20 protein-coding genes are annotated in these 26,300 nt (G+C 66.7%); 12 read left to right on the forward strand and 8 right to left on the reverse strand.

Annotated elements, in window-relative coordinates; translation table 11 throughout:
- Window positions 1-43 precede the first annotated feature (43 nt).
- Window positions 44-4,285, reverse strand: coding sequence for a bifunctional nitrate reductase/sulfite reductase flavoprotein subunit alpha (locus tag MTY59_RS18080; protein WP_221042362.1), 4,242 nt, complete (start codon window positions 4,283-4,285; stop codon window positions 44-46).
- A 329-nt stretch (window positions 4,286-4,614) separates the two neighbouring features.
- Here MTY59_RS18080 and MTY59_RS18085 point away from each other — a divergent pair, with 329 nt between their 5' ends.
- Both MTY59_RS18085 and MTY59_RS28000 read left to right on the forward strand, forming a co-directional pair.
- Window positions 4,615-5,082: an LppP/LprE family lipoprotein gene (locus tag MTY59_RS18085; protein ID WP_221046510.1), complete on the forward strand. Its 468-nt coding sequence runs from the start codon at window positions 4,615-4,617 to the stop codon at window positions 5,080-5,082.
- A gap of 12 nt (window positions 5,083-5,094) precedes the next feature.
- A complete protein-coding gene (locus MTY59_RS28000) occupies window positions 5,095-5,451 on the forward strand; it encodes a hypothetical protein (protein ID WP_415822657.1) in 357 nt (118 codons plus the stop codon).
- Here the strand turns inward: MTY59_RS28000 and MTY59_RS18095 are convergent.
- From MTY59_RS18095 to MTY59_RS18105, 3 genes are all read right to left on the reverse strand, one after another.
- Complete coding sequence (locus tag MTY59_RS18095; protein ID WP_221042363.1) at window positions 5,441-7,393, reverse strand: acyl-CoA dehydrogenase family protein; 1,953 nt, start codon at window positions 7,391-7,393, stop codon at window positions 5,441-5,443. The two genes, MTY59_RS28000 and MTY59_RS18095, sit on opposite strands and share 11 nt — an antisense overlap.
- Window positions 7,394-7,495: 102 nt before the next feature.
- A complete protein-coding gene (locus tag MTY59_RS18100; protein ID WP_221042364.1) occupies window positions 7,496-9,946 on the reverse strand; it encodes an ATP-binding cassette domain-containing protein in 2,451 nt (816 codons plus the stop codon).
- 117 nt (window positions 9,947-10,063) lie between these two features.
- Complete coding sequence (locus MTY59_RS18105) at window positions 10,064-10,552, reverse strand: MarR family winged helix-turn-helix transcriptional regulator (protein ID WP_221042365.1); 489 nt, start codon at window positions 10,550-10,552, stop codon at window positions 10,064-10,066.
- A 108-nt stretch (window positions 10,553-10,660) separates the two neighbouring features.
- Here MTY59_RS18105 and MTY59_RS18110 point away from each other — a divergent pair, with 108 nt between their 5' ends.
- Together MTY59_RS18110 and MTY59_RS18115 are read left to right on the forward strand one after the other, a co-directional pair.
- Window positions 10,661-12,706 carry an ABC transporter ATP-binding protein gene (locus MTY59_RS18110; RefSeq protein ID WP_221042366.1) on the forward strand — a complete coding sequence of 682 codons (2,046 nt, stop codon included), beginning with the start codon at window positions 10,661-10,663 and terminating at the stop codon, window positions 12,704-12,706.
- Window positions 12,703-13,554, forward strand: a complete 852-nt coding sequence (locus tag MTY59_RS18115; RefSeq protein WP_221042367.1) for a CbiQ family ECF transporter T component — start codon at window positions 12,703-12,705, stop codon at window positions 13,552-13,554. Before MTY59_RS18110 ends, MTY59_RS18115 begins: the two co-directional genes overlap by 4 nt.
- Before the next feature lie 85 nt (window positions 13,555-13,639).
- On the opposite strand, the gene MTY59_RS18120 is transcribed toward MTY59_RS18115, so the two are convergent.
- Window positions 13,640-14,086: an Rv2324 family transcriptional regulator gene (locus tag MTY59_RS18120; protein WP_221046511.1), complete on the reverse strand. Its 447-nt coding sequence runs from the start codon at window positions 14,084-14,086 to the stop codon at window positions 13,640-13,642.
- 122 nt (window positions 14,087-14,208) lie between these two features.
- Between MTY59_RS18120 and ddaH the strand changes: the two genes are divergently transcribed.
- From ddaH to MTY59_RS18135, 3 genes are read left to right on the forward strand one after another with little or no spacing between them, the layout of a single operon-like run.
- Complete coding sequence (gene ddaH, locus MTY59_RS18125) at window positions 14,209-15,072, forward strand: dimethylargininase (protein WP_221042368.1); 864 nt, start codon at window positions 14,209-14,211, stop codon at window positions 15,070-15,072.
- Window positions 15,069-16,319, forward strand: coding sequence for an ornithine--oxo-acid transaminase (rocD, locus tag MTY59_RS18130; RefSeq protein WP_221042369.1), 1,251 nt, complete (start codon window positions 15,069-15,071; stop codon window positions 16,317-16,319). Before ddaH ends, rocD begins: the two co-directional genes overlap by 4 nt.
- A gap of 28 nt (window positions 16,320-16,347) precedes the next feature.
- Complete coding sequence (locus MTY59_RS18135; protein ID WP_221042370.1) at window positions 16,348-17,802, forward strand: amino acid permease; 1,455 nt, start codon at window positions 16,348-16,350, stop codon at window positions 17,800-17,802.
- A 7-nt stretch (window positions 17,803-17,809) separates the two neighbouring features.
- Here MTY59_RS18135 and MTY59_RS18140 read toward each other — a convergent pair whose 3' ends face one another.
- The 3 genes from MTY59_RS18140 to MTY59_RS18150 are packed head-to-tail and all read right to left on the reverse strand — an operon-like array spanning window position 17,810 to window position 20,827.
- Window positions 17,810-19,150 (reverse strand): extracellular solute-binding protein, encoded by a 1,341-nt coding sequence (locus tag MTY59_RS18140; protein WP_221042371.1) that lies wholly within the window; start codon window positions 19,148-19,150, stop codon window positions 17,810-17,812.
- Window positions 19,147-19,971, reverse strand: a complete 825-nt coding sequence (locus MTY59_RS18145) for a carbohydrate ABC transporter permease (RefSeq protein WP_221042372.1) — start codon at window positions 19,969-19,971, stop codon at window positions 19,147-19,149. The genes MTY59_RS18140 and MTY59_RS18145 overlap by 4 nt, the downstream gene beginning before the upstream one ends.
- Window positions 19,958-20,827, reverse strand: coding sequence for a carbohydrate ABC transporter permease (locus MTY59_RS18150; RefSeq protein ID WP_221046512.1), 870 nt, complete (start codon window positions 20,825-20,827; stop codon window positions 19,958-19,960). The genes MTY59_RS18145 and MTY59_RS18150 overlap by 14 nt, the downstream gene beginning before the upstream one ends.
- A gap of 73 nt (window positions 20,828-20,900) precedes the next feature.
- Here MTY59_RS18150 and MTY59_RS18155 point away from each other — a divergent pair, with 73 nt between their 5' ends.
- The 5 genes from MTY59_RS18155 (at window position 20,901) to MTY59_RS18175 (ending at window position 26,274) form a co-directional block, all read left to right on the forward strand.
- Window positions 20,901-22,421: a TldD/PmbA family protein gene (locus tag MTY59_RS18155; protein WP_221042373.1), complete on the forward strand. Its 1,521-nt coding sequence runs from the start codon at window positions 20,901-20,903 to the stop codon at window positions 22,419-22,421.
- Window positions 22,418-23,791, forward strand: a complete 1,374-nt coding sequence (locus MTY59_RS18160) for a metallopeptidase TldD-related protein (RefSeq protein ID WP_221042374.1) — start codon at window positions 22,418-22,420, stop codon at window positions 23,789-23,791. Before MTY59_RS18155 ends, MTY59_RS18160 begins: the two co-directional genes overlap by 4 nt.
- A gap of 40 nt (window positions 23,792-23,831) precedes the next feature.
- Window positions 23,832-24,689, forward strand: coding sequence for a carboxymuconolactone decarboxylase family protein (locus MTY59_RS18165; protein WP_221042375.1), 858 nt, complete (start codon window positions 23,832-23,834; stop codon window positions 24,687-24,689).
- 410 nt (window positions 24,690-25,099) lie between these two features.
- The gene (locus tag MTY59_RS18170) at window positions 25,100-25,522 is read left to right on the forward strand and encodes a hypothetical protein (RefSeq protein WP_221042376.1); all 423 of its coding nucleotides are present in this window, start codon (window positions 25,100-25,102) and stop codon (window positions 25,520-25,522) included.
- Window positions 25,523-25,899: 377 nt separating this feature from the next.
- Window positions 25,900-26,274: a hypothetical protein gene (locus MTY59_RS18175; protein WP_221046513.1), complete on the forward strand. Its 375-nt coding sequence runs from the start codon at window positions 25,900-25,902 to the stop codon at window positions 26,272-26,274.
- Window positions 26,275-26,300 lie beyond the last annotated feature (26 nt).

The following is a 26,300-nucleotide window of genomic DNA, read 5'->3' on the forward strand; positions in this document are numbered from 1 at the left end:
GTTTCCGCCCTGTTACGGCTTCGGCGGCAGCGGCCGATCGACGCTAGTAGACGTCGCGGTGGTAGCGCTTGTCGGCGCTCAACGACTGGACGTAATCCCTGGCCGCGTCCGGGTCGAGCTTGCCGAATTCGGCCGCGATCTCGCAGAGCGCCCGGTCGACGTCCTTGGCCATGGGATCGGCGGTGCCGCAGACGTACAGCTGGGCGCCGTCCTGCAGCCAGCTCCACAGCTGCGCCCCGCGGTTGCGCATCAGATGCTGCACGTAAACCTTCTGCTGCTGGTCACGGGAGAACGCCAGGTCCAACTCGGTGAGGAACCCGTCGTCACGCATCTGCTCGAGCTCGTCGCGGTAGTAGAAGTCGGTGGCGGCGTGCTGCTCGCCGAAGAACAGCCAGTTGGGTCCGGTGTGGCCGAGCGCGCGCCGTTCCTGCAGAAAGCCGCGGAAGGGCGCGATACCGGTGCCGGGCCCGATCATGATCATCGGCGTGTCCGAGTCACTCGGCGGCCGGAAGTTGCTCGACTGCTGCAGATAGACGGCGACGCGATCGCCGGGGGAGCGGTCGGCCAGGTAGGTCGAACACACCCCACGGCGCGGCACGCCCTGGAAGTTGAAGCGCACCGGAGAGACCGTCAGGTGAACTTCCCCCGGACACGCTTTGGGGCTCGACGATATCGAGTAGAGCCGCGGCTGAAGGCGCTTGAGGACGCGCAGCCACTCGTGGGCCGACGCGGACACCGGCAGCTTCGACAGCAGGTCGATGGACTGGCGTCCCCACGTCCAATCCGCCAGTGCGCGCTTGTTTTCCGGCTTTAGCAGCTCGGCGAGCGTCGAGTCACCGGTGCGCTCCTGGACGAACCGCACCAGGTCCCGGCTGATGTGGGCGATCTCGATGCGCTCGGTGAGCGCGGAGCGCAACGACATCAGGCCGTGCTCGCCGACCTCGACCGGGGTCTGGCCGTTCAGTCCGGTCACCGACAGCCATTCGTCGACCAACTCGTCGCTGTTGCGCGGCCACACGCCGAGCGCGTCGCCGGCCTCGTAGGTCACGGATTCCTCCGGCAGGTCGAACACCAAGTGCCGCACGTCTTTTGTCGATTCCGGCTGACTCAACACGGTGTTGCGGACCATGCCGGTGATCAGCGGGTGCTTCTTGCTGTAGGCGCTCGTCGCGTGGCCATTGGAGCGGGACGGTGCCGCTACAGGGGCGGTGCGGGCCTTCGCCACCGCGGCTCCGTCGCCGCCGACGGCCGTGGGCGTCTTGGTCAGCGCGTCGATGACGTCGCCCAGCCACTTCGCCGCGGTGTCGTCGTAGTCGGGTTCGCAGTCCACCCGATCGGCGATGCGGCTCGCCCCCAGCTCCGCCAGCCGCGCGTCCAGATTGCGGCCGTGACCGCAGAAATCGTCGTAATTGGAGTCGCCCAGCGCGAGCACGGCGTAGCGGGTGTCGGTGAATCGCGGCGCACCCTCGCCGGTCAGTGCCCGCCAGAGGCCGGCGCCGTTGTCGGGCGCTTCGCCGTCACCGGTGGTGCTGGTGACCAACAACAGTTCCTTCGTCGTCGCCAACTCGGCCGCAGGGAAGTCGTCCATGCTCCGCAGCGTGACCGGAAGTTCGGCGGCACCCAATTGTGCGGCGATCTCGGCGGCGAGTTCCTCTGCGTTCCCGGTCTGCGATGCCCATAGCACCACGATGGGAGCGCGCTCGGCCGCGGGTTTCGCATCAGCCGGGGCGGCGGGCGGTTGCTGAGCGGCCTGCTGCGGCGTCGGTTGGGCCCCCTCGGGCAGCGCGACCGGCTGGGGCCCATCGATGCGCGAGAACAGCCCCGCCAGAAGGCCATCCACCCAGAGCCGGGTGCTGGAATCGAACGGCGCGCTCAGCGGCAGGGTGGGCACCCCGCCGGCGCGGCGTCCCGCGTCCGAGCGAAGCCCGGACAGCATCCCGGCCAGGTAGGAGCGGCCGAGCTCGGTGAATTCAGGCGTGGGTTGTGTTGCCACACCCAGCAATTCGCCGAGGGCGTCGACTTGTGACACGCTGATTTCTCGTACCTCCGTGGGCGCGGGTTCTGGTGTGTCGGTGGGCGCCGGCGTCTCGGTTCCCGAAACGGGTTGATAAACGGCGATCTTCGTCAGCGTGACGGCGCACACCTTGAATTCCGGCTGGTTCGAGATCGGGTCGACCGCATCGTTGGTGACGGCGTTGATAGACAGGTATTCCCCGAAAGCGTCGTTCCAGTGGAAGGGCGCGAAGCAGTTACCGGGCCGCACCCGGTCGCTGACGACGGCGGGCAGCACGGCACGGCCTCGGCGGGAAGCGATTTCGATCTGATCGTCGTCGGCGATCTGCAGGCGCGCGGCGTCGTCGGGGTGGATCTCGACGAATGGCCCGGGGTTGAGCTTGTTGAGTTTGGCGACCTTGCCGGTCTTGGTCATGGTGTGCCATTGGTGCGGCAGGCGACCGGTGTTCAGCAGGAACGGGTAGTCGTCGTCGGGCATTTCCTCGGGCATCAGGTGCGGGCGGGCGAAGAACACCGCGCGACCCGTCGCCGTGGGAAAGGCCAACCGCGGTACGCTGCCGTCCTCGCGGACGAACTGCGTCTGGCTGACGCCGTCGTTGAGATAGCGGATCGGGTTGCGGTCACCGTCGCCCTCCGGTGGGCACGGCCACTGCAGCGGGCTCTGACGCAACCGCTCGTAGCTGACGCCACGCAGGTCATAACCGGTCTTCGGGTTCGAGAACCGCTTGATCTCTTCGAAAACTTCCTCGGCGGAGTCGTAGCTGAACGCCTCCGAAAAGCCCATCTCGCAGGCGATCCGGGCGATGATCTGCCAGTCGGGCAGGGCGTGGCCCGGCGCCTGGACCGCGGGCTGGAACAATGTCATGTTGCGCTCGGAATTGACCATCACCCCTTCGGACTCCGTCCACAGGGTCGCCGGCAACAACACGTCGGCGTATTCGTTGGTCTCGGTATCGAAAAACGCGTCCTGGGCCATCACCAATTCGGCGCGCTCCAGTCCGGCCAGCACCGTCTTTCGGTTGGCAACGGAGGCAACGGGATTGGTGCAGATGATCCAGCAGGCCTTGATCTGGCCGTCGGCCATCCGGGAGAACATGTCGATGGTCCCGCTGCCCACCTCGGTGCGCAGGGTGCCGCGGGGAATGCCCCACAGGTTTTCCACGAATTCGCGGTCGTCGTCGGATGCCACCGAACGCTGACCCGGCAATCCCGGACCCATGTAACCCATCTCGCGACCGCCCATCGCGTTGGGTTGTCCGGTGAGGGAGAAGGGGCCGCTGCCCGGCTTGCAGATCGCCCCGGTGGCCAGGTGCAGGTTGCAGATGGCGTTGGTGTTCCAGGTGCCGTGGGTGCTCTGGTTGAGGCCCATCGTCCAGCAGCTCATGAAATTCTCGGCCTCGCCAATCATTTGAGCCGCCGCGCGGATGTCCTCTTCGGGGATGCCGGTCGCCGCGCTGACCATGTCGGGGGTGTACTGCTCCAGGAAACTGGGCATCACCTCCCAGCCTTCGGTGAATTCGGCGATGAAATGGGCGTCGGTGTGGCCGTTTTCGACGATCAGGTGCAGCAGTCCATTGAGCAGTGCCAGATCCGATCCCGGCGCGATCTGAAGGAACAGATCGGCCTTATCGGCGGTCGCGGTGCGGCGCGGGTCGACGACGATCAGCTTTGCGCCGGCCTTGACCCGGTCCATCATGCGAAGGAACAGGATGGGATGGCAGTCGGCCATGTTGGCGCCGATCACGAAAAAGACGTCGGCACGCTCGAAGTCCTGGTAGGACCCGGGCGGTCCGTCGGCGCCCAGTGAGAGCTTGTAACCGGACCCCGCGCTGGCCATGCACAGACGCGAATTCGACTCGATCTGGTCGGTGCCGATGAAGCCCTTGGCCAGCTTGTTCGCCAGGTACTGCGCCTCGATGGACATCTGGCCGGACACGTACATCGCGAAGGCGTCCGCGCCGTGTTGATCGATGATCGCCCGTAACCGTTTCGCACACTGGGTGATCGCCCGGTCCATGTAGATGGGCTCGAGTGGTTCACCCCGGTCGGCCCGCGCATGCGCCGATTCCATCCGGCCCGGCGCGCCGAGCATGTCCGCGGTGGTGGCGCCCTTGGTGCACAACCGGCCGAAATTCGCCGGATGTTCCTTGTTCCCAACCGACTTGGCGACGTGATCGCGGCCCGTTTTCGGGTCCGTTGTGATCTGCAACACCATGCCGCAGCCGACGCCGCAGTAAGCGCACATGGTGTTCACGGCGTTCTCACGCGCCATGGACTCCCTTGCCACGCTTACGTCCCTCCGTCGAGTGCGTACGGGTTAGCTCCGTATCGGGTGAGTTCATTGTGGAGCAGGCATGTTTCGGCATCGCTGCTCGAAATTTCCCCCGGTTTACTTCTTCCTCTCAACGGCCAACGGGCCGTTGTGAAACCGCTGGGGGAATTCACGGCTCAGGATCGCGTTAGCGCAGGTCACCGCTGACCGCCCGCCCCGCTCGAGGTTACGCAGCGCGAGCCTCGAAACGCTTCTCAGAACGGGGTTTTTGACCAAACCGGCGGGACATTCACAGTCTTCGCTAAGCTCACCGCGTGCGTCAGCTCATTGTGATCTTTCTGGTTTTGCTGGCCTCCGGCTGCGGCTGGAAGCCGACCGCGCCACCGCAGGCACGACCCGACACCTGCAAGGACTCCGACGGGCCCACGGCCGACACCGTGCGCCGGGCGATCACCGCGGTTCCCATCGCCATCCCCGGCACCATCTGGGTCGAGATGGGGCGGGGGCACACGCGAAACTGCCGGTTGCACTGGGTGCAGATCATCCCGACGATCGCCAGCGAATCAAGTCCGCAACAACTGCTGTTCTTCGACCACAACACGCCGCTCGGCAGCCCCACCTCCAACCCGAAGCCGTATATAACCGTGCTACCGCCCTCGGATGACACCGTCACCGTTCAATACCAGTGGCAGAAGGGAAACGATCAGCTGTGCTGTCCCACCGGGATCGGAACGGTGAAGTTCCGGATCGGCCCGGACGGCAAGCTGCAGACCCTTGGCAAGGTCCCGAATCAATAACGTTCCACGCCAATGACTTCCCTGCACACCCAAGGCTTCGCAGGAGAACCAATCGCGTTGTGTAACAGTCTGATCACGCCAGCGCGGCCGCACGACTCTGGCCACGGTGGCCGCGTCACGCTCACCGTGCTGGCCGGAATGATCGCAGCCGGCGGGTTCCTGGTCGCTGTGAGCCTCCACGACGACCTGATCAACCTGGCACTGCGCGAGTCCTACACCATCACCGGCACCGAGACGCCGGCCTCCTGGGCGTTCATGAGCTGCTACGTCGCCGCGGCGCTGTTGACCTGGGCGAGGTACGTGCGGCCGCAACGCCCCGCCGGGGCGCCGGACCTGGAGGCGATCGCCGAACAGCCCGTCAGCTCGTGAGTGCCTCGGACAAGTTCTCCGGGTGCAGCATCTCGACGTAACGCAGCCGCTCCGGGACGCCGAACCCGTCGACGATGGTCTCGGCGTGCGGTCGCAGCGCGCGACACCGGTCGTTGATGCCGCGGGTGACGGCCTTGGCGCGTTCGGTGGACAGGTAGCGGTGCTCGATGTACCAGGCCTTGTCGTCCTCGATCACCGAAAGCGCGTACAGGTCGCACAGGATGCCGAGTAGTTCGCGGGCCTGCTCGTCCGGGCAGGCGTCGATCCCGGCGACGAACGCCTCCAGGATGACTCGGTCGATGTGCGCGCTGGCCGCATGCAGCACGTGGTCCTGCACCGAGTTGAACGCGTCGAATGCCGACATCTCTTTGGATTTGGCCTGCAGCCGGCGGGCCACGGATGCCAGCAGATATTCCTCGCGGTCCTCGAACATCTTGATCTGGGTACCGCGGTTGAACAGGCTGCCCTCTTCTTCGCTGTCCTGCCGGGCATCCACGATCGTTTGGATAATCGTTTCTGCCGCAGTGCGTTTGACGACGCGTTCACCGACGGTGTTGGCGGCGAAGCGAACCCATTCGACCGGGCTCATGCTCTTGATGTCGTCGGCGTAGGCCGTCAGCAGCTCCTTGGCCACCAGCTGGGTCAGCACGTGGTTGTCGCCCTCGAACGTGGTGAAGACGTCGGTGTCACCCCGTAGCCCGATCAGCCGGTTCTCGGCCATGTAGCCGGCGCCGCCGCACGCCTCGCGGGACTCCTGGATCGCGCGGCTGGCGTGCCAGGTGTTGGCGGCCTTCAGCCCGGCGGCACGCGCTTCCAGTTCGCGCTGCTCGTCGGCGTCGGGGGCGTCCGCGCTCTGCACGTCGTGACACTTGCCGACCAGCTCGTTCTGGGCGAACTGCAGCGCGTATGACTTCGCGATCAACGGAAACAGTCGCCGCTGGTGCACCAGGTAATCCATGATCAGCACCTCGGAATCCTCATTGGGTGCGCTGAACTGCCTGCGCTGCAACGCATATCGGGTGGCGATGTCCAAGGCCACCCGGCCGGCGGCGCCGGCGCTGCCGCCCACGGTGATCCGGCCGCGGACCAGGGTGCCCAGCATGGTGAAGAACCGGCGGTTGGGGTTCTCGATCGGCGAACTGTACGTGCCGTCGGCCGCGACGTCGCCGTACTTGTTCAGCAGGTTGACCCGCGGGACGCGGACATGGTCGAACACGATGCGCCCATTGTCGACGCCGGGCAGCCCGCCCTTGTATTCGCAGTCCGACGTGGTGACGCCGGGCAGGTCGTTGCCGTCCTCGTCGCGGATCGGGACCAGGACGCAGTGCACACCGTGATTGACCGGCTTGCCGTCCTCGGTGGTGATCAGTTGCGCGAAAACTGCTGCCATGGTTGCGGTTTCGGCGGCACCGCCGATGTAATCCTTGCGGGCGGACGGGGTGGGGGAGTCGATGACGAACTCTTGGGTCTCAGGGTCGTAGGTCGCCGTGGTCTCCAACGACTGCACGTCGCTGCCGTGTCCGGTCTCGGTCATCGCGAAACAGCCACGCAACTCCAGGCTGATGATGTTGGGCACGTAGATCTCGTGGTGGCGCTCCGTGCCCAGGTTCTCCACGGCCCCGCCGAACAGCCCCCACTGCACGCCGGCCTTCACCATCAGCGACAGGTCCGACATCGCCAGCATCTCGATCATCGTGATCGCCGCACCGACGTCGCCGGTCCCGCCGTGCTCCTTCTTGAAACTGTCGGCGGCCGCGCCGAACGCCGCCATGATTCGCATCTGCTCAGCCACCTTGGTGCGGGCGATGATGGTGTTCGGGGTGTAGTGCGGGCGGAAGAGATCCTCGGTGAGTGTGTCCCGCATCCGGTTTCTGACATCGCGCCAGCGCCCGTCCAAGGCGTTGCGTAGATGATCGGCAGTGGTAGTCGTTTCAGGCGCCATAAGCCGACAGTAATGGGCGGTTCGCGTCGCGGCGAACATCGACGACAGTTCATGTCGCCGAACGGAACTTCCCGGCGGTCGCGAGCCGACGGCGCCGGAAACTCAGCGCTCGGGATGAGGGGCTTGCGGCTCGGGATCGGGAAAAGGGCCGCGACTTTGGCCGAGGGGCGACCGCAGCCGATAAAGCGTGAACCCGGCCGCGATGACGCCGAACAACACCAGCATCCCCATGTCGAACACCCACCAGCCGCTGTAGTGGGTCCAGGTGACGGCGTTGGCGGCCAGCGAGTCGACCCTGCGCAGATTCGCGGTGGACGCCGCGGCCGCGAACCCCCACTGGGCCGGGACGAACCAGCTGATCTGCTGTAAGCCCAGCACGCTTACCAGCTGCACCAGGCTGCCGTTGAACAGCGCGGACGCCAGGATCACCGGGATTACCAGCGGCAGAACCTCCCGCAGCGACTTGCCCAGTGACGACAGCGCGAGGCCGATGATCGCGGAGACGATCGCCGTGACCGCCACGCTCACGTAGAGCTCGACCGTGGCGTTGTGCAGCAGGACGGCGCTGCGTCCCGGCTCGCCCTTGACCGCGATGACGATCGCGAACACGACGGCCGTCCAGATGGCTGCAGTCAGGCCGTAGACGGTGAGCTTGGCGGTCAGGTAGGCCGGCGCCGACAAGCCGACCTCTTGCTCGCGGCGGAAGACGTGACGCTCGCACACCACCGCGCGGATGGTCAGCGCCGTGCCGATGATCACCGCGGCGATGTTGAGGGCGGCCAGGATCTCGATGGCTTCGTGCGGGTTGGTGCTGCCCGGGTCGGGCCGCGTCAGGCCGGAATCACCCGGGATCAGCAACGCGAACCCCGCCAGCACGAACGGCAGGATCACCAGGAACGCACAGTAGATGCGATCGCCGAGCAGCATGCGAACCTCGCGCCGGGCCAGCAACCGGATCTGCCGGTTCCTGGACCGCCCGGGTGGCGGCGGAGCCGCTGCCGCGACTTCGGGTGGGGTGGTCGGTGCCGCTGTCTGCGGCCGCACCCGGAAGGCGCGATGGGCCCCCTCGGGGTCCTCGCCGACCTGCGCGAGCACCCTCGACCAGTCGTTGGTGCCCATCGCGGACTCGACCTGCAGGGGCGTTCCCAGGTAGGCGACTTTGCCCGTTGTGGTGAGCACCAACACGTGGTCGCACGCGTTGACGTCGGTGAGCGACCCGTGCGCCGAAATCGCGACCACGACGACGCAGCCGAGGTTGGCCTGGTGCCGCAGCATCGCCATGACGTGCCGCTGCTGCGCTGCATCCAGTCCGGCGGTGGGTTCGTCGACCACGAGCAGGCTTGGCCGGCTGACGAGCTCGACAGCCAGGGCGGCGCACCGGCGCGCCTCGGGTGAGAGGTTGCGGATTCTGGTGTCCCGGTGCGGCGTCAGCTCGAGTTCGTCGAGAACCTGGCTGACCACCCGCTCCCGCTGCTCGGCCGTGGTGTCCGGTGGCAGCCGGAGTTCGGCGGCGTACTCCACCACCTTTGCGACGGTGAGCTGCCGGTGCAGGCGGTCGTCGCGCGGGACCACACCGATGCGGGTGCGCATGAACTCCGGCTCGGCGTGGACGTCGTGTCCGTCGACGATGACGCGCCCGGCGCTCAGTTCTCTGGTGCCGGCCAGCAGCGCGAGCAGCGCGGAATTGCGTGCGGCCGACGGCCCGATGACCGCGGTCATGGTGCCGGGACGCGCAGTGAACGAGATGCCCGACAGGGTCTCGCGACCATCGACCGCCAGCCCCAGCTGGTAGGCCGTCACGCCGCTGGTGCGCGACGCGGTTAGCAGCGGCAGCCGAAAGGTGGAGTTGGGTTCCTCGGTGCGAAAGGAGGGGCGCTGGACGCGCAGCTTGCTGGTCACCATCCGCTCGATCAGGCTCGGGCCCTTGTGCTGCTCGGGCTCCGCGGCGGGCGGGGGGACCGGCGGAGCCGGCGGTGCCGCGGGCGGGGGAGCCCCGCCGGGCGGCGGTGGTGGCGGTGGGCTGGGCTGGGTAGGCCGCTGGGCGGTGGGCGGTGGGGGCGGGACCACGCGCATCCGCTGGGTGGCGCTCTGCGTCGGATCCCGCGGGTCGGGCTCGCTTGGACGACCGCCCGGCGGCGGCGCGCCCGGCGGAACCGAAGGCGCCTGGGGTGGATACGCCGGGCCGGCGGGCGGGGGAGGTCCGGGCGGTGCGGCCGAGCGTGCGGTTTGAAAGACGAGGCGCGGACCGTGCTGGGGATCGCCGATAGCGATCCCCAGACCGTCGCGGATCTCGACGGTCGCCACCCGGGATCCGTTGACGAAGATGCCGCGGCGGCTCAGATCGATGGCCACCCATTGCGTTCCCGTGAACCGCAGGATCACGTCCACCCGGGGCGGCCGCGGGTGCTGGGAAGGCTGGCCGAGACGCTCCAGGGGAATGTCACAACCCGGGCCGTAGCCCGCGAGCACGTCGCGGCCTGGGGTAAAGACATACTTCGCCGGTCCGGCCCATACGGTCAGCGAGGCCGGAAGGGCCGAAGCCTCGGTCGGCATGGCCGCCACCTTTCGTTCCGGTCAGCTCGATTCGGTCGCGCCGTCAGGACCGCCCGCTCTCCGGCGCCGATTAAGTGTCTACTCTTGCCCGCGGTCCAATCACCAGCGCCGCCCCGTTCAGAGCGTGCTGCGGCGGCCCGCAGCGGAGGTGGTGAGCGAGGCGTTGTCGAGCAGCCCACGTAACACCTCCACCGCTTGCACCAGAACCTGGCGGTCCGCGTCGTCGAGCAGCGCCAACTGCGGTTCGATCGCGGCGGCACGGTCGGCCCGAACCGCGTTGAGTGTGCGCCGGCCCTCGGCCGTGATGCGGATTCGGACCGCACGCGCGTCCCCCGGGTCCACCATCCGGGTCACCAGGCCCGCCTCCTCGAGGCGGCGCACCTGCGTCGTCATCGTCGGTTGCGAACAGTGGTCGACCGCGGCCAGGTCGCCGATGCGGGCTTCGCCGTGAGCCTCGATGGTGGCCAGCAGCCTGGCCTGCGCCGCCGGCAAGGGCATCTGGATGCGCTGGGTGGCCATGCGGTTGAGCCGCGCGACCACGGCAAGCAGGTCAGCTCCCAAGCCCTGCGCTCCCTTGAGCTTTGCGGCGTCGACATCGTTGTCCATGTCTCCATGGTTGCATAGCTTTGCTAAGCGAGGCCTAAAAGACGACGCGTGCCGCGCAAAACCCATCTTCAGCGGACACTCCTGCTGGCGGCTGGCAGAATCGCCCAAGTGACCTTGCTGCGTTTCCGGCGATCGAAGGAAGGGGCGCTGCGGCCAAATGAGTTGGCACAGGCCGCGGTTATGGGGGCCCTCTGCGCGGCGATCGAGATCCTGGCCGCGGTAATCCCATTCGCTCAGGGACTGGGCGTGCTGGGCACCGTGCCGATGGGACTGCTGGCCTACCGCTACCGCCCCCGGGCGCTGGTGGCCGCGACGGTGGCCGGTGGGGTGATCGCCTTTTTGATTGCCGGACTGGGCAGTCTGTTCATGCTCGTCGATTGCGCCTGGGTCGGCGGATTGTGCGGGATCGTCAAACGTAAAGGCCGCGGCTTGCCGACGGTCGCCCTGTTGTCGTTGGCCGCCGGAGTCCTCTGGGGCGCCGGCTGGGTCGCGGTGCTGGCGGTGCTGACCCGGCTGCGGCACTTGTTCTTCGACGTCATCACCGCCAATGCCAACGGCGTCGCGGCATTTCTGAATTGGGTCCACCTGCGGGGTGTCGGCGTGGGCCTGAAGCGGTATGTCGCCGACGGCATACAGCATTGGCCGTTGCTGATTTTCCCCTACATGGTCCTGTTGGTCGTCATCGTTGCGTTCATCAGCTGGTCGGCGCTGTCCCGCCTCCTGGAGCGGATGCGCAAAATCCCTGACGTCCACAAGCTGGACAGCTCCGAGGATGCGCAGGCGCACGGCAGTCCGGTGGGGCCGGTGCCGGTGCGGTTGGACAGGGTGCGGTTCCGGTACCCCGGCGCCGAGCGGGACGCGCTGCGCGAGGTCAGTCTCGATGTCCAGGCCGGTGAACACATCGCGGTGACCGGCGCCAACGGTTCGGGCAAGACGACGTTGATGCTGATCTTGGCCGGCCGGGCACCGACGGCGGGCAGCGTCGAGCGCCCGGGAACGGTGGGGCTCGGCGAGATGGGCGGCACGGCGATTGTGTTGCAGCACCCCAAAAGCCAGGTCCTGGGCACCCGGGTCGCCGACGACGTGGTGTGGGGTTTGCCACCGGAGGCCGAGATCGACGTCAACCAACTACTGAACGAGGTCGGCCTCGAAGGGCTGGCCGAACGTGACACCGGAAGTCTGTCCGGCGGGGAACTGCAGCGTCTCGCGCTCGCGGCCGCGCTGGCGCGGGATCCGGCGCTGCTCATCGCCGACGAAGTCACCACCATGGTCGACCAGCAGGGGCGAGATGCCTTGCTGGGCGTGCTCTCTGGCCTTGCCAAGCGGCACCAGACGACGTTGGTGCACATCACCCATTACGACAACGAGGCCGCATCCGCCGACCGCATCATCGAACTCAGCGATTCGCCGGACAACACGGTGACCAGCGACACCGCGACCGCACCGGCCCTGACCGCCGCCGCCGTCGGTCACAGCTCGCAGACGCCGGTGCTGGAACTCGTCGATGTCAGCCACGAATATGCCAGCGGCACACCGTGGTCCAAGGTCGCGCTGCGCGATATCAGCTTTGTGGTGGAACAGGGCGACGGCGTGTTGATCCACGGCGGCAACGGCTCGGGAAAGTCGACGCTGGCGTGGATCATGGCCGGCCTGACGACGCCGACCGCCGGCACCTGCCTGATCGACGGCGAGCCCACCCACGAGCGCGTGGGCGAGGTCGCGCTGTCGTTCCAGTCGGCCCGGTTGCAATTGATGCGCGATCACGTCGACGCCGAAGTCGCATCCGCAGCGGGCTTTTCGCATCGCGACACCGATCGCGTGGCCGAGGCGCTGATCTCGGTCGGGCTGGACCCGGCGATGGGCAAGCGCCGAATCGATCAACTCAGCGGCGGCCAGATGCGCCGCGTGGTGCTGGCCGGGCTGCTGGCTCGCTCCCCGCGAGCGTTGGTCCTCGACGAGCCGCTGGCGGGATTGGACATTGGCAGCCAGCGCGGCCTGCTGCGGTTGCTGGAGAACCTGCGCAAGGAACGAGGCCTGACGGTCGTGGTGATCTCCCACGACATCGTCGGACTCGAGGAGCTCTGCCCGCGAGTGCTGTTCCTGCGCGACGGCATGCTGGAAGCGGCGTCGACCGCGGCGGGGGGTATGTCGTGACCGCACCCGCGGACACCAAGCGGGCACCGAACCGCACCCGGCGCACGCACCGTCCGGTGGTGCTGCTGGTGCCGGTGCCCGGTACGTCGAAGATCCACGAGTTGTGGGCCGGCACCAAACTGCTGGTGGTGCTGGGTGTTTCGATACTGCTGACCTTCTACCCGGGCTGGGCGACCATCGGGTTGATGTTGGTCTTGCTGATCACCGCGGCGCGGCTCGCCCACATTCCCCGTGGTGCGGTGCCGTCGCCGCGGCGCTGGATCTGGATCATTCTGGCGGTGGGCGCCATAACTGCCGCGCTCGGCGCCGGTAGTCCGGTGATCGAGATAGCCGGAGTTCACATCGGGTTGGGCGGAACGCTGCATTTCGTGCGGGTCACCGCGCTGTCGATCGTGTTGATCGGGCTCGGCGCCATGCTGTCGTGGACCACCAACGTCGCCGAAATGGGGCCGGCGCTGGCGGCTTTGGGCCGACCGCTGCGGTGGCTGCGGATCCCGAGCGACGAATGGGCCGTCGCCCTGGCGCTTGCGTTGCGTGCCTTCCCGATGCTGATCGAAGAATTCCAGGTGCTCTACGCCGCCCGGCGACTGCGCCCCAACCAGGCGCAGCGGAAGCGCAGGGCCCGCCGCCGGCAGCAGGCCCGCGACATGATTGATTTGCTCACGGCGGCAATCGTGGTGACGCTGCGACGGGCCGACGAGATGGGCGACGCGATCACCGCCCGGGGCGGTATCGGCCAGCTGTCGGCCGCACCGGCGCGACCGAAGTTGGCAGACTGGGTGACGCTCGGCATCACCACCGCGGCCGGCGCAATCGGAGTCGTGATCGACTCGCTATTGGTCCATTAGGCAACCCGTTGCCCGGCTGTATGCCTCTCGTCGCTCGACACCGGCCCGCCCGCGGCCGTCCCGGTTGTTCGGCCGGCGCTGACTTTTACGGCCGCATCCGATCGATCAGGTTGGACAACACGACGATGCTTTCGCTGCGTTCGATGTCCGCACTGGACCGAATTTTCTCCAAGGCCGCCTCCAGATGCCGCATGTCGCGGGCCAGCACATGCAGAATCGCATCGGGGGTGCCGGTGACCGTCGCAGCGCTGAACACCTCGGGGATGTCCGCCCAGGCCGCTCGCAACTCATCGGGTGCGATCCGGCCGTGGCAGAATACCTGTACGTAAGCCTCGGTGTTCCAACCCAGCGCGTTGCGGTCAATGACCGTGGTGAAGCTCTTGATCACGCCGCTGTCCAGCATCCGGTCCACGCGCCGCTTCACCGCCGGCGCAGACAGATTCACCTTCTCGCCGATTTCGGCGAAGGTGGCGCGCGCATGTTCGGTCAACTCGGCGAGGATGCGCTCGTCGGTCTCATCCAAGCGGTCCACGGCGGGCCCTCCCGGCGATAAACAACAAATCGTCGATTCCAGCACTGTAGCGCAATAAATCGACCATAGACACGCAATATGCGCGGTTTGATTAACAACAGTGCCGCAAATATCGTTGATTCATGACGGAACAACATCTGCTAGCGTCCCGAACCGTCAGGTCAGCCGGGCCCGTCGCGCTCGGTCGCATGCCGAGCGTCCGTCGGTACGCGATGACGCCGCCGGCCTTCTTCGCGGTCGAATACGCGATCAACCCCTGGATGAACACCACCACGCCCGTCGATGTCGGCCTCGCGCAAGCGCAGTGGGAAAGCTTGCGTGAGACCTATTTACGGCTGGGGCATCACGTGGAGGTGATCGAACCCGTGCCCGGCCTTCCGGACATGGTCTATGCCGCCAACGGCGGGTTCGTCACGCGCGATGTCGCGATCGTCGCCAGGTTCCGGTTCGCCGAGCGGGCCGGCGAATCGCGCGCCTACGCCCAGTGGATGTCGTCGCTGGGTTACCGGCCGGTGTGCACCCGCCACGTCAACGAAGGGCAAGGCGACCTGCTGAAGGTCGGCGACATCGTGTTGGCCGGCTGGGGATTTCGCACCGACCGGCGCGCGCATGCGGAGATCTCCCGCGCGCTGCGCGCGCCGGTGATCTCCCTGCAGCTGGTGGACCCCCGCTTCTACCACCTCGACACCGCCCTGGCCGTTCTCGACGATCACACCATCGCGTTCTACCCGCCGGCGTTCAGCGCCGAGGCCCAGGAGCAGCTGGGCGCGCTGTTCCCGGACGCCATCATCGCCGACACGGCCGATGCCTACGTGCTTGGTCTCAACGTCGTCTCCGACGGCCTGCATGTGGTGATGCCCAGCGCGGCAACGGGTTTCGGCGCCCAGTTGCGCCGAGCCGACTTCGAGCCGATCGGCGTCGATTTGTCCGAGCTGCTCAAGGGCGGCGGATCCGTCAAGTGCTGCACCCTGGAGGTATACCCATGACGATCCTCGATGCGCAGACGTCGCAGAAGGTCGCCGCCAACCGGATCGACACCGCGATCAGGTTGGCGGAAAGGCGTACAGCGCATAACTATTCGCCGCTCCCGGTGGTCGCCGCAAGCGCCGAAGGCGCGTGGATCACCGACATCGACGGCCGCCGCTACCTGGATTGCCTATCCGCCTATTCCGCGGTGAACTTCGGCCACCGCAACCCGGAGATCACCGCCACCGCGCATGCGCAACTCGACGCCGTGACGTTGGTCAGCCGCGCATTTCATTCCGACAAGCTCGGACCCTTCTGCGCGGCACTTGCCTACCTGTGTGACAAGGACATGGTGCTGCCGATGAACTCGGGCGCCGAGGCCGTCGAAAGCGGCCTCAAGGTCGCCCGCAAGTGGGGCGCCGACGTCAAGGGCGTACCCGCCGATCAGGCCAACATCATCGTGGCCGACAACAACTTTCACGGCCGCACGATCAGCATCGTCAGCTTCTCCTCGGATCCCGCCGCGCGAAATGGGTTCGGACCCTTCACGCCGGGATTCCGTTCCGTGCCGTTCGGTGACGCCGCCGCGCTGGCGCAGGCGATCGACGACACCACGGTCGCGGTGCTGTTGGAGCCCATCCAGGGCGAGGCCGGGATCATCGTCCCGCCCGACGACTACCTGCCAGCGGTCCGCGCGCTGTGCAGCGAGCACAACGTGCTGATGATCGCCGACGAGATCCAGTCGGGCCTGGCGCGCACCGGTTACACATTCGCCTGCGATCGATGGCGAGTGACCCCGGACGTCTACCTGCTGGGCAAGGCGCTGGGCGGCGGAGTGGTTCCGCTGTCGGCGGTGGTGGCCGACCGCGACGTCCTGGGCGTGTTGCACCCCGGCGAGCATGGCTCCACCTTCGGCGGAAATCCGCTGGCCGCCGCCATCGGCACCACGGTGGTGTCCATGCTGGCGCGCGGCGAATTCCAGGCCCGGGCGACCGCGCTGGGTGCGCACCTGCATCGGCGGCTGCGACAGCTGCTCGGCCACGGGGTCCAGGAGATACGGGGCCTGGGATTGTGGGCCGGTGTCGATATCGACCCCTCACTGGGCACCGGCAAGGAGATCAGCCTGCTGCTGGCCGGCCACGGTGTCCTGGTGAAAGACACCCACGGTTCGACGCTTCGCTTCGCTCCGCCTTTGGTGGTCACCGCCCAGGAGATCGAGTGGGCAGTCGGGCGGCTTGCTGCGGTATTACGGGAGGCTGCTTCATAATCAGCTGATCCGGCCATAGGAGGGGCGCTTGCCAGCCACGTCGATCAGCCTGAAAGAGCAGATGCTCCGGCGGCGCCCGGTGGTGGGCGCGCACGCCGCACACGGGACCGCCGATCACCTCAAGCGCGGTATCGGAACCTTCCAGCTGACCATGTTCGGGATCGGCTCGACGGTCGGCACCGGCATCTTCTTCGTCATGTCCGAGGCCGTGCCCGAGGCCGGGCCAGGAGTGATCGTCTCCTTCCTTCTCGCGGGCATCGCCGCCGGCCTGGCGGCCGTCTGCTATGCCGAATTGGCGTCGGCTGTACCGGTTTCGGGGTCGTCGTATTCGTATGCGTACACCACGCTCGGTGAGGTGGTGGCCGTGGGCGTGGCGGCGTGCCTGCTTCTGGAATACGGCGTGGCCACCGCCGCGGTCGCCGTCAACTGGAGTGGCTATCTGAACAAGCTGCTGAGCAATGTCCTGGGATTCCAGCTGCCGCAAGCCTTATCGGCCGCGCCGTGGGATTCCCAACCCGGGTACGTGAACGTGCCGGCGGTCCTGCTGATCGTGATGTGCGCGTTGCTGCTCATCCGCGGCGCCAGCGAGTCGGCCAAGGTCAACGCCATCATGGTGATGATCAAACTCGGCGTGCTGGTCGTCTTCGCGGTAGTCGCTTTCACGGCATTCGACGTGAGCCATCTCCGTGACTTCGCGCCCTTCGGTGTTTCCGGTATCGGTTCGGCCGCGGGCACCATCTTCTTCTCCTACATCGGTCTGGATGCCGTGTCCACCGCGGGTGACGAGGTGAAGGATCCGCAGAAAACCATGCCGCGGGCACTGATCGGCGCGCTGCTGACCGTCACCGGCGTCTACGTCCTCGTCGCGGTGGCCGCGCTGGGCGCTCAGCCGTGGCAGAACTTCGGCGGCCAGCAGGAAGCCGGGCTGGCCGTCATTCTCGACAACGTCACCCACGGCGGCTGGGCGGGCACGATCCTGGCTGCCGGGGCGGTCATTTCGATCTTCAGTGTCACGCTCGTCACCATGTACGGCCTGACCCGCATCCTTTTCGCCATGGGCCGCGACGGGTTGCTGCCCGCGAGGTTCGCGACGGTGAACGCACGCACCATGACGCCGGTGAACAACACGGTAATCGTCGCCGTCGTCGCCTCGGCTCTGGCCGCGTTCATCCCGCTGCAAAAGCTCGCCGACATGGTGTCGGTCGGCACGCTCACCGCGTTCGTCGTCGTTTCCGTCGGGGTGATCGTCTTGCGGGTGCGCGAGCCCGACCTGCCGCGTGGATTCAAGGTGCCGGGTTATCCTGTCACGCCTATCCTTTCGGTGGCGGCCTGCGGCTACATCCTGGCCAGCCTGCACTGGTACACCTGGATCGCGTTCAGCGGCTGGGTGTCATTGGCGTTGATCTTCTATTTCGTCTGGGGTCGCCACCACAGCGCGCTCAACGACGAGACGGTCGAGCGGTCGGCGTACGACGTCCGGTGACGGGCCCTTACTGGCGCGCCGCCGCGGTGTTGGCCGCCGCCTGAGCCCGCTGCAATGTCGCCGCGACATCGCTGCGGCCCAAGAACATTTCGTCGAAGTACGGCCGCAGGGCGTCGTTGCCGGCGGCAAAGCCCGCACCGCCGGGCGCCGCGATGCGCGGACCGTTCAGCACGGCGAAAAAGGGTGTGACGTCGACACCCCGGGCGGCCCAGTATTGGAAGTAGACCGATTGAGCCGAGGACACCGCCGGGATGGCCGCACCGTAACGCCCGAGGTATTCGTTGCCCTCCTTGCTGCCCATCCAGGCCAGCACCTGTCGGACCGCATCAGGGTGCTTCGTCGCCGCATTGCCCGCCGCGGCAATGCCGTTGGTGACGCTGACCCGGCCCGCCGGCCCGGCGGGCATCATCGCCACGCCCCAGTGGAAGCGGGCATCGCGGGCCACCGGCGCCAGGTTGTAGGTGCCGGACTGAAACAGCGCCATCCTGCCGGCCAGGAACTGGTTGCGGGAGAAGTCGCCGTTGTCGTTGGTGTCGGCGGCGGGCGGCGCGACGTGGTCGCGGTTGATCAAGTCGACCAGATACTGAAAGGCCGTCACGGCTGCGGGGTTGTCGAACGCGAACGTGTCGTCTCGCTGGAACACGCCGCCGGCCGAACCGATGTAGTTCAGGTAGATGCCCTGGGGGTCATTGGCCGCGTTGTATGCCCACTGACGCACCCGTCCAGCATCGAAACGTGCTGTGTCGCCGCGGTTTCCGTCGGAGTCGACGGTAAGCCGGCGCAGCAGGGGACGTAACGTGTCGCCGCCGTCGGGGCTCCACCGCAAGGTGTTCAGCTGGGCGGGTTCGACGCTGGCCGCGGCAAGAAGATCCGCGTTGTAGTACAACGCTATCCCTGCATCGGTCAGCTGGGGCACGCCCCACAACGTGCCGTTACGGGTGAACTGCTCGACCACCGGCCGCTCCCACTCCGCGGCGGCTTTGGGCCCGAGCACTTCGCCGATGTTCAGTAACCGGCCGCTGTCGGCATACGCCGCGAGGTAGGCGTTGGACAGCCAGAAGATATCGTCGGCGCTGCCGCCGGCCACGTCGGTGCGCAGGGTGTTGAAGTACGTTGAATAGGCCACCAAGTTCAGGTGCACGTCGATGTCGGGATGCGCGCGGCTGAACGCCTCGAAGGATTGCCGATAGGCCGCGCCGATCTGATCGCCCCAGATGCGTACCGTGACGACGGTCTTGCCGCCATGGGGCTGGCCGGAGTAATCCAGCAGTACGGCCATCGCCGCCAGCAGCACGGCCACCAGCGCAACCGATCCCGCGATCAGTGTGGAAAAGCGGGGCCGGGTCACTTTAGTCCCGAGACGACGATCGACGCGACGATGTGGCGCTGGAAGATCACGAACAGCGCGATCAGCGGGGCGATCGCGACGGTGGTCGCCGCCATCACCAGCGTCCACTGGGAATTGAACCGCGACTGCAGCTCGGCGGTTGCGACGGTGAGCACCCGCCACTTGTGGCCGCTGGTGATCACCAACGGCCACATGAAGTTGTTCCATTGCGAGACGACCGTGATCAGTGCCAGTGCGGCAAGGACCGGGCGACTGGACGGGATCACCACGTGCACGATGACGTCGAGGGTGTTCGCCCCGTCCAGCCGGGCGGCGTTGATCAAGTCGTTCGGAATGATGCGGAAGTGCTCGCGCAGCAGAAAGATTGCGTAGGGCGAGCCGAACATGAACGGCAGCACCAACGCCCAGAACGTGTTGCGCAGGCCGAGCTGGGCCATCATCAGATACATCGGCACCACCGTGACGGTGCCGGGCACCATCAGCGTCGCGATGTACACCCAGAACAGCGCGTCACGGCCGGGGAATTGCAGGCGCGCGAAGGCGTATCCGGCCAGCACCGAAAAGGTCAACTGGCCCACCAGGATCACCGCCGTCATTAATGCGGTCACCGCGGCCGCCCGGCCGAATCCGGCTCCGGCCAGGTTGGCGAAGTTGGACAGCGTGGGTGGCCGCGGCAGTTGCAACGGGGTGCCCGTGGCGAATTGGTGGGCCGAGGTGAATGCCGTCATCAATCCGAGTGCGAACGGCGCCAACGTGATCAATGCGCCCAGTGACAGCCCGGCATAAATCACGATGCTGGTGGTGCGGTTAGGTGAGGTCATAGCTGATCCGTCGCCGGAAGTACAGGTGCTGGACCAGGGTGACGCCGATCAGGATGACGAACAACACCACCGCCATCACCGAGGCCCGGCCGATGGACGCCGAACCGAACGCCTCGGCATAGATGCGATGGGCCACCAGGTCGGTGCTGCCGGCCGGTCCGCCGTCGGTCAGCGCGTACACCATGTCGAAAACCTGTGCTGCGCTGACGATCCCGGTCACCAGCACGAAGAAGGTCGTTGGCCGCAGCATGGGCATGGTGATGCGCCAGAATCGCTGCCACGCGGTGGCGCCGTCGGTGCGTGCCGCGGCCTGGATGTCGTCGGGAATGGCCAGCAGGCCCGCCAGAAACGACAGCGAGACGTAGCCGACGTTCGTCCACACCACCACGGCCGAAACGAGCGGCAACGCAAAGCTGGGATCGGAGAGCCACTCGATGCTGTGCCCGAGCACGGTGCTCACCGCGCCGTCCGTGGGAGCCAGGATCCAGCGCCACAGCACCGCGATGGCCAGCGGCGCGCAAATCCACGGCAGCACAAACAGGGTGCGAAACACATTGGTGCCGCGGAGCTGGCCGGCCAGCATGGTCGCGGCCAGCAGTCCCAGCGCGGTCTGCGCCGGCACCACGATCGCGACGAAGATGACCGTGACGATCAGCGAGTTGCCGAAACCCGCGTCGGTCAGCACCGACCGCCAGTTGGACAGGCCCACAAAGTGCAGGGGGCCGAGCAGATCCCAGCGGCACAGGCTCAGCCAGAGCACGACCAGGATGGGCAGCAGTAGAAAGGCGAGCACGCCGAACAGGCTGGGCGCCAGCAGCGCGTAGCCCAGCGCCGTGGATCGAGGTTGTTTCCTCAGCACCGCGCTGGCCATGGGGTTATTAAAGCGGGCGCCGCCGGGGTTTGGGGTGAGCGGCCGTTACGGTGGAAGCGTGACACCGAACCGGGGGATCGATGCCGACTTCCTGGACCTGCCGCGCCACGACCTGGCCGATGCCGCGCTCTCGGCGGCCAAGTTGGCCGGGGCGACGCACGCCGACCTGCGGGTTCATCGCATCATTACCGAAATCATCCAGCTGCGCGACGGCGAGCTGGAGACCGCGGTGATCAATCGTGAGGTGGGCCTGGCGGTGCGAGTGATCGTCGACGGCACCTGGGGATTCGCCTCGCATGCGGAGCTGGTGCCGTCGGTGGCGGCCGAGACGGCGCGGCGCGCGGTGCACGTGGCCACCACTTTGGCGACGCTGAGCAGCGAGCGCGTCGAGCTGGCGCCCGAACCGGTGTACGCGGACGCGGCCTGGGTGTCGGACTACCGGATCGACCCGTTCGACATCTCGACCACCGACAAGATCGCCGTGCTGGAGGACTACTCCGGGCGGCTGCTGAGCGCCGACGGCATCAACCACGTGTCGGCGCTGCTGACCGCCGTCAAGGAGCAGACGTTCTACGCCGACACGTTCGGATCCTCGATCACCCAACAGCGGGTGCGGGTGCTGCCCTCGCTGGAGGCGGTGACGGTCGACCCCGCGGCCGGCAGCTTCGATTCGATGCGCACGCTGGCGCCGCCGATGGGCCGTGGCTGGGAGGTCCTGGCCGGTGACGAGGTGTGGAACTGGACCGACGAGCTGGCGCAGCTGCCGTCATTGCTGGCCGAGAAGATCAAGGCGCCCACCGTCGTTCCGGGGCCCAAAGACCTGGTGATCGACCCGACCAACCTGTGGCTGACGATCCATGAATCAATCGGGCACGCAACCGAATACGACCGCGCGATCGGCTACGAGGCGGCCTACGCCGGTACGTCGTTCGCCACGCCGGACAAACTGGGCACCATGCGGTACGGGTCGCCGGTGATGACGGTGACCGCGGACCGCACCGTCGAATTCGGCTTGGCCACCATCGGTTACGACGACGAGGGGGTGGCCGCGCAAAGCTGGGATCTGGTGCGCGACGGAATCTTCACCGGCTACCAGCTCGACCGAGTATTCGCGCAGCGACTGGGCCAGCCGCGCTCCAACGGATGCTCGTATGCCGACTCGCCGCACCATGTGCCGATCCAGCGGATGGCCAACGTGTCGCTGCAGCCGGCGCCCGACGACATCAGCACCGACGACTTGATCAGCCGGGTCGAGGACGGCATCTACATCGTCGGCGACAAGTCATGGTCAATCGACATGCAGCGCTACAACTTCCAATTCACCGGCCAGCGTTTCTTCCAGATCCGCGAGGGCAGGCTGGACGGTCAGCTGCGTGACGTGGCCTATCAGGCCACCACCACCGAGTTCTGGAATTCGATGGAGGCTTTGGGGGGAGCGTCGACCTGGCGCCTGGGTGGTGCGTTCAATTGCGGCAAGGCCCAACCCGGACAGATCGCGGCGGTCAGCCACGGCTGCCCGTCGGCGCTGTTCCGCGGCATCAACGTGCTCAACACCCGCACCGAGGGCGGGCGCCAGTGATCACCGCGCAGCATGTCGTCAACATCGTGCTCGATGAGGCGGCCAAGCTCGGCCGCGCCGACGAGACCATGGTGCTGGTCACCGACAAGGTCGAGGCGACGTTGCGTTGGGCGGGCAATTCGATGACCACCAACGGGGTTTCGGTGAGCCGCAGCGTGTCGGTGATTTCGGTGGTGCGTCGCGGGTCCGGCGCGCGCATCGGCACGGTGGTGTCCGCTGAGGCCGACCCGCGGGTGCTGCCCGGGCTGGTGGCCGCGTCGCAGGAGGCGGCCAGCGCGGCGCCGGAGGCCGGTGACGCCGCGCCGCTGCTGAGCGATACCGGGGTGCCCGTGGATTGGGACGCGCCGGTGCCCGGCACCGGGCCATTGGTCTTCTCCGATGTGGCCGGCTCACTGACCCGCGGCTTCCGCGGCGAAGACCGGTTGTATGGCTTTGCCCACCACAGTGTTTCGACGACCTTCCTGGCATCGTCGACGGGATTGCGGCGACGTTTCACTCAGCCCAACGGGGCGGTGGAAATCAACGCCAAACGCGGCGACGCCAGCGCCTGGGCGGGGGTCGGGACACCCGACTTCGTCGATGTGCCAACCGATTCGCTGCTCGAGCAGCTGTCGACGCGGCTGGGCTGGGCGCAGCGCAGCGTCGAGCTGCCGGCGGGACGCTACGAGACGATCATGCCGCCGTCGACGGTGGCCGACATGATGATCTACATGGCGTGGTCGATGGCCGGCCGCGGCGCCCAGGAGGGCCGGACCGCGTTCTCGGCGCCCGGCGGCGGAACCCGGGTGGGGGAGCGGCTCACCGATCTGCCGCTGACGCTCTACTCCGATCCGATGGCGCCCGGACTGACTTGTACGCCGTTCGTCGCGGTCAGCAGTTCCTCCGAGACGGTGTCGGTGTTCGACAACGGTGCGGAGATCAATCAGGTGGACTGGATCCGCAAGGGAGTGATCAACGCGCTGGCTTATCCGCGAGCCACCGCCGCCAAATACGACGTCGACGTCGCGGTGGCCGCCGACAACCTGGTGATGACCGGTGGGACGGCCAGTCAGGAGGACATGATCGCGGCCACCGAGCGCGGTCTGTTGCTGACCACGCTGTGGTACATCCGCGTCGTCGACCCCACCACCCTGTTGTTCACCGGGCTGACCCGCGACGGCGTCTACCTCATCGAGGACTGCCGGGTGACCGCGGCGGTCAACAACTTCCGATTCAACGAGAGTCCGCTGGACCTGCTGCGGCGGGCCACCGAAGCCGGCGTCAGTGAAAAGACCCTGCCGCGCGAATGGGGGGATTGGGCCACCCGCGCCGCGATGCCGTCGCTGCGGATACCCGACTTCTACATGTCGTCGGTGAGCCAGGCCCAGTAATTCATTGCCGCCGGGCGGCGGGCGTTCTAGCGTGTGACGAATGACGGCTCCGGTTTCTGTTCGAGAAGACCAGCTCATGCGGTTGGTGTCGTTGGCTCCGGGCGACAGTCGTCTGGCGGCGCTGGTTCGCCGGGTATGTGCGCAGACGATGTCGCTGCCGCCGCTGCCCGCGAGCGTCGAGGTCGGCGAGCCGGAATCGGAAACCGAGGCCGCGGTCGCCGAATTCGCCGAACAATTCAGCGCCGACGTCGCGTCGGTCACCGCCGAACAGCGGTCGCGGTTGTGGAAGCAGCTAGGGGACGGCACTTTTGGCGTCGTCGTGCAGATGTACATCGCCGACTTCATCCCCCGGGTGCGGGCCGGGCTGGAAGCGCTCGGCGTCGGCGCGCAATACCTCGGCTGGGTCGGTCAAGCGATCACCTGGGATCACACCACCGATCCGGCGTATGCGGTGTTCAACCAATTTTTAATCGCGGTGGCGCGAATGCGTGCCCTCGACCCCGTCACCTCCGAACTGGTTCGGCTACGCGGGGCGGCACAGCACAATTGCCGGTTGTGCAACTCGCTGCGAGAGGGCGGCGCGCTCGATGCTGGTGGCTCGGAAACGCTGTACGAGGAGATCGCGCGCTTCGAATCATCGAGTTTGCTCGATGACCGCGCTAAAGCAGCGCTGCGTTATGCCGATGCGTTAATTTGGACGCCTGCGCACCTCGTCGCCGACGACGTCGCCGAGGTGCGCTCCCGGTTCTCCGAGTCGGAGGCCGTGGAGCTCACCTTCGACATCATGCGAAATGCCAGCAACAAAGTCGCCGTGTCATTGGGCGCCGACACACCGCGCGTCGAGACCGGCACCGAGCGGTACTTGCTCGACGCCGACGGCCAGACGGTATTCAGCTGACGTTTGCGGACGCCGCGCGGTGCCGCCGGGCCGGACCGGTCTTAGCTGACGGCGCGGTGTGGGGCGGTAGTAGCTGGCCACCGGGGTTGTGCCGCCGAGTGGTTGAGGGCTCAGACGCCCGTCGACGCGGCGGCGAGAGCACGAAATGTTAACCATTCGTACACTGACGCGCAAGCCCCCGTTTCCGCTGTGTGTGGGGGTCATTCGCTACTTTTAGCGCGTTCGCCGACACTGATACGACACCGAGAAGTGGCGGTAACGAGATGGCAGCGTGGCCCGAGCCGGGTGGCCACGGATCGTGCGTCATTGGCGCGCGGTCCGGATGGCTTTGCCGGTCAGTTTGTTTGCAGGATTTTTAGCTTGGGTTGCGTCGAACGCGGCAGCGTTCCCGCGCAGAGGGAGGTTCGGAAATGACAAGCACCCGTACACGCTCGCGCGTTCGAGTGTCGTCGGTCTGGGCTGCCGGCGTCGCGCTGGGTGCCTCGATGCTCGGCGGCGCGGTGCTGTCGGCTCCGTTAGCCTCGGCTAACTGCAATTTGAGTCCGGCCGACGATCAGTACATCAAACTGCTCGCGCAGAACAAGATGGTCCACACTGCCGACTTCAGCGATTGCCACGAGGCCGCCGAGGGTCGTTGGTTCGCCGATCAGGTTCGGGCCAACCCCAATCCGTTCGGTGAGGGCCAAGAGCTGATCAACATGATCACCAACACCACCCCGATGACTCAGGCGCAGGCCGAGTGGGAGGTCGAGTCGGCGATCTACGTCTACGCACCCGAACTGATCCCCAAGATCAAAGACCAAGCCGCAAACGCAAACTGGCCGACTCCGTAGCGAGAGCAATTGGGGCGCAACGGATTGTGTTGCGCTGAGAACGTAAGCGGCCGTGAGGCGTTGCCCTCCGGCCGTTTTCGTGTTCGTATTGCAGCTAACTCAAGGTCGGGCACCGTAACCGCTGGGTGACGGCGATCAATTCGACCGCGCCGCATTGCCCCCATAGCGTCGGCTCCGTTACCGCTTTAGACCCGAATAGTTTCACGCACAGTAATTTTAGCTAATTGCTGTTCACGCGTTGTTCGAAACGATCATCGTTTGCCGCGCTTATCGGCGGTGGTACCCGAACTTTGTTGCGAAAGGGAAGGTAGCAAATTCCACGATAAGGGGGTCTGAGAGAAGTGAGAACGACACGATCGCGCGTGCAGGTGCTGGCGGTGGGGGCCGCGGGCCTGGCGCTGGGGGCCGCGATGTTCGGTGGTGCTGTGGCGTCAGCGCCGCAGGCCTCGGCGTCGTGCAACATGTCTCCCGCCGACGATCAGTACATCAAATTGCTGGCGCAGAACAAGATGGTGCACAACGCCGACTTCAACGACTGCAGCGAGGCAGCCGAGGGACGCTGGTTCGCCGATCAGGTTCGTGCCAACCCTAATCCGTACGGCGAGGGCCAGGAGCTGATCAACATGATCACCCGCACTACGCCGATGAGCCAGGCCCAGGCCGAGTGGGAGGTCGAGTCGGCGATTTTCGTCTACGCGCCCGACATGATTCCCAAGATCAAGTCTCAAGCGCCGGGGCCGGCTCCCGCCTGACCTCGAGAACATCGAGGCGCAACGGC

Origin of the sequence: Mycobacterium senriense, assembly GCF_019668465.1 — a bacterium.
GTDB lineage: Bacteria > Actinomycetota > Actinomycetes > Mycobacteriales > Mycobacteriaceae > Mycobacterium > Mycobacterium senriense.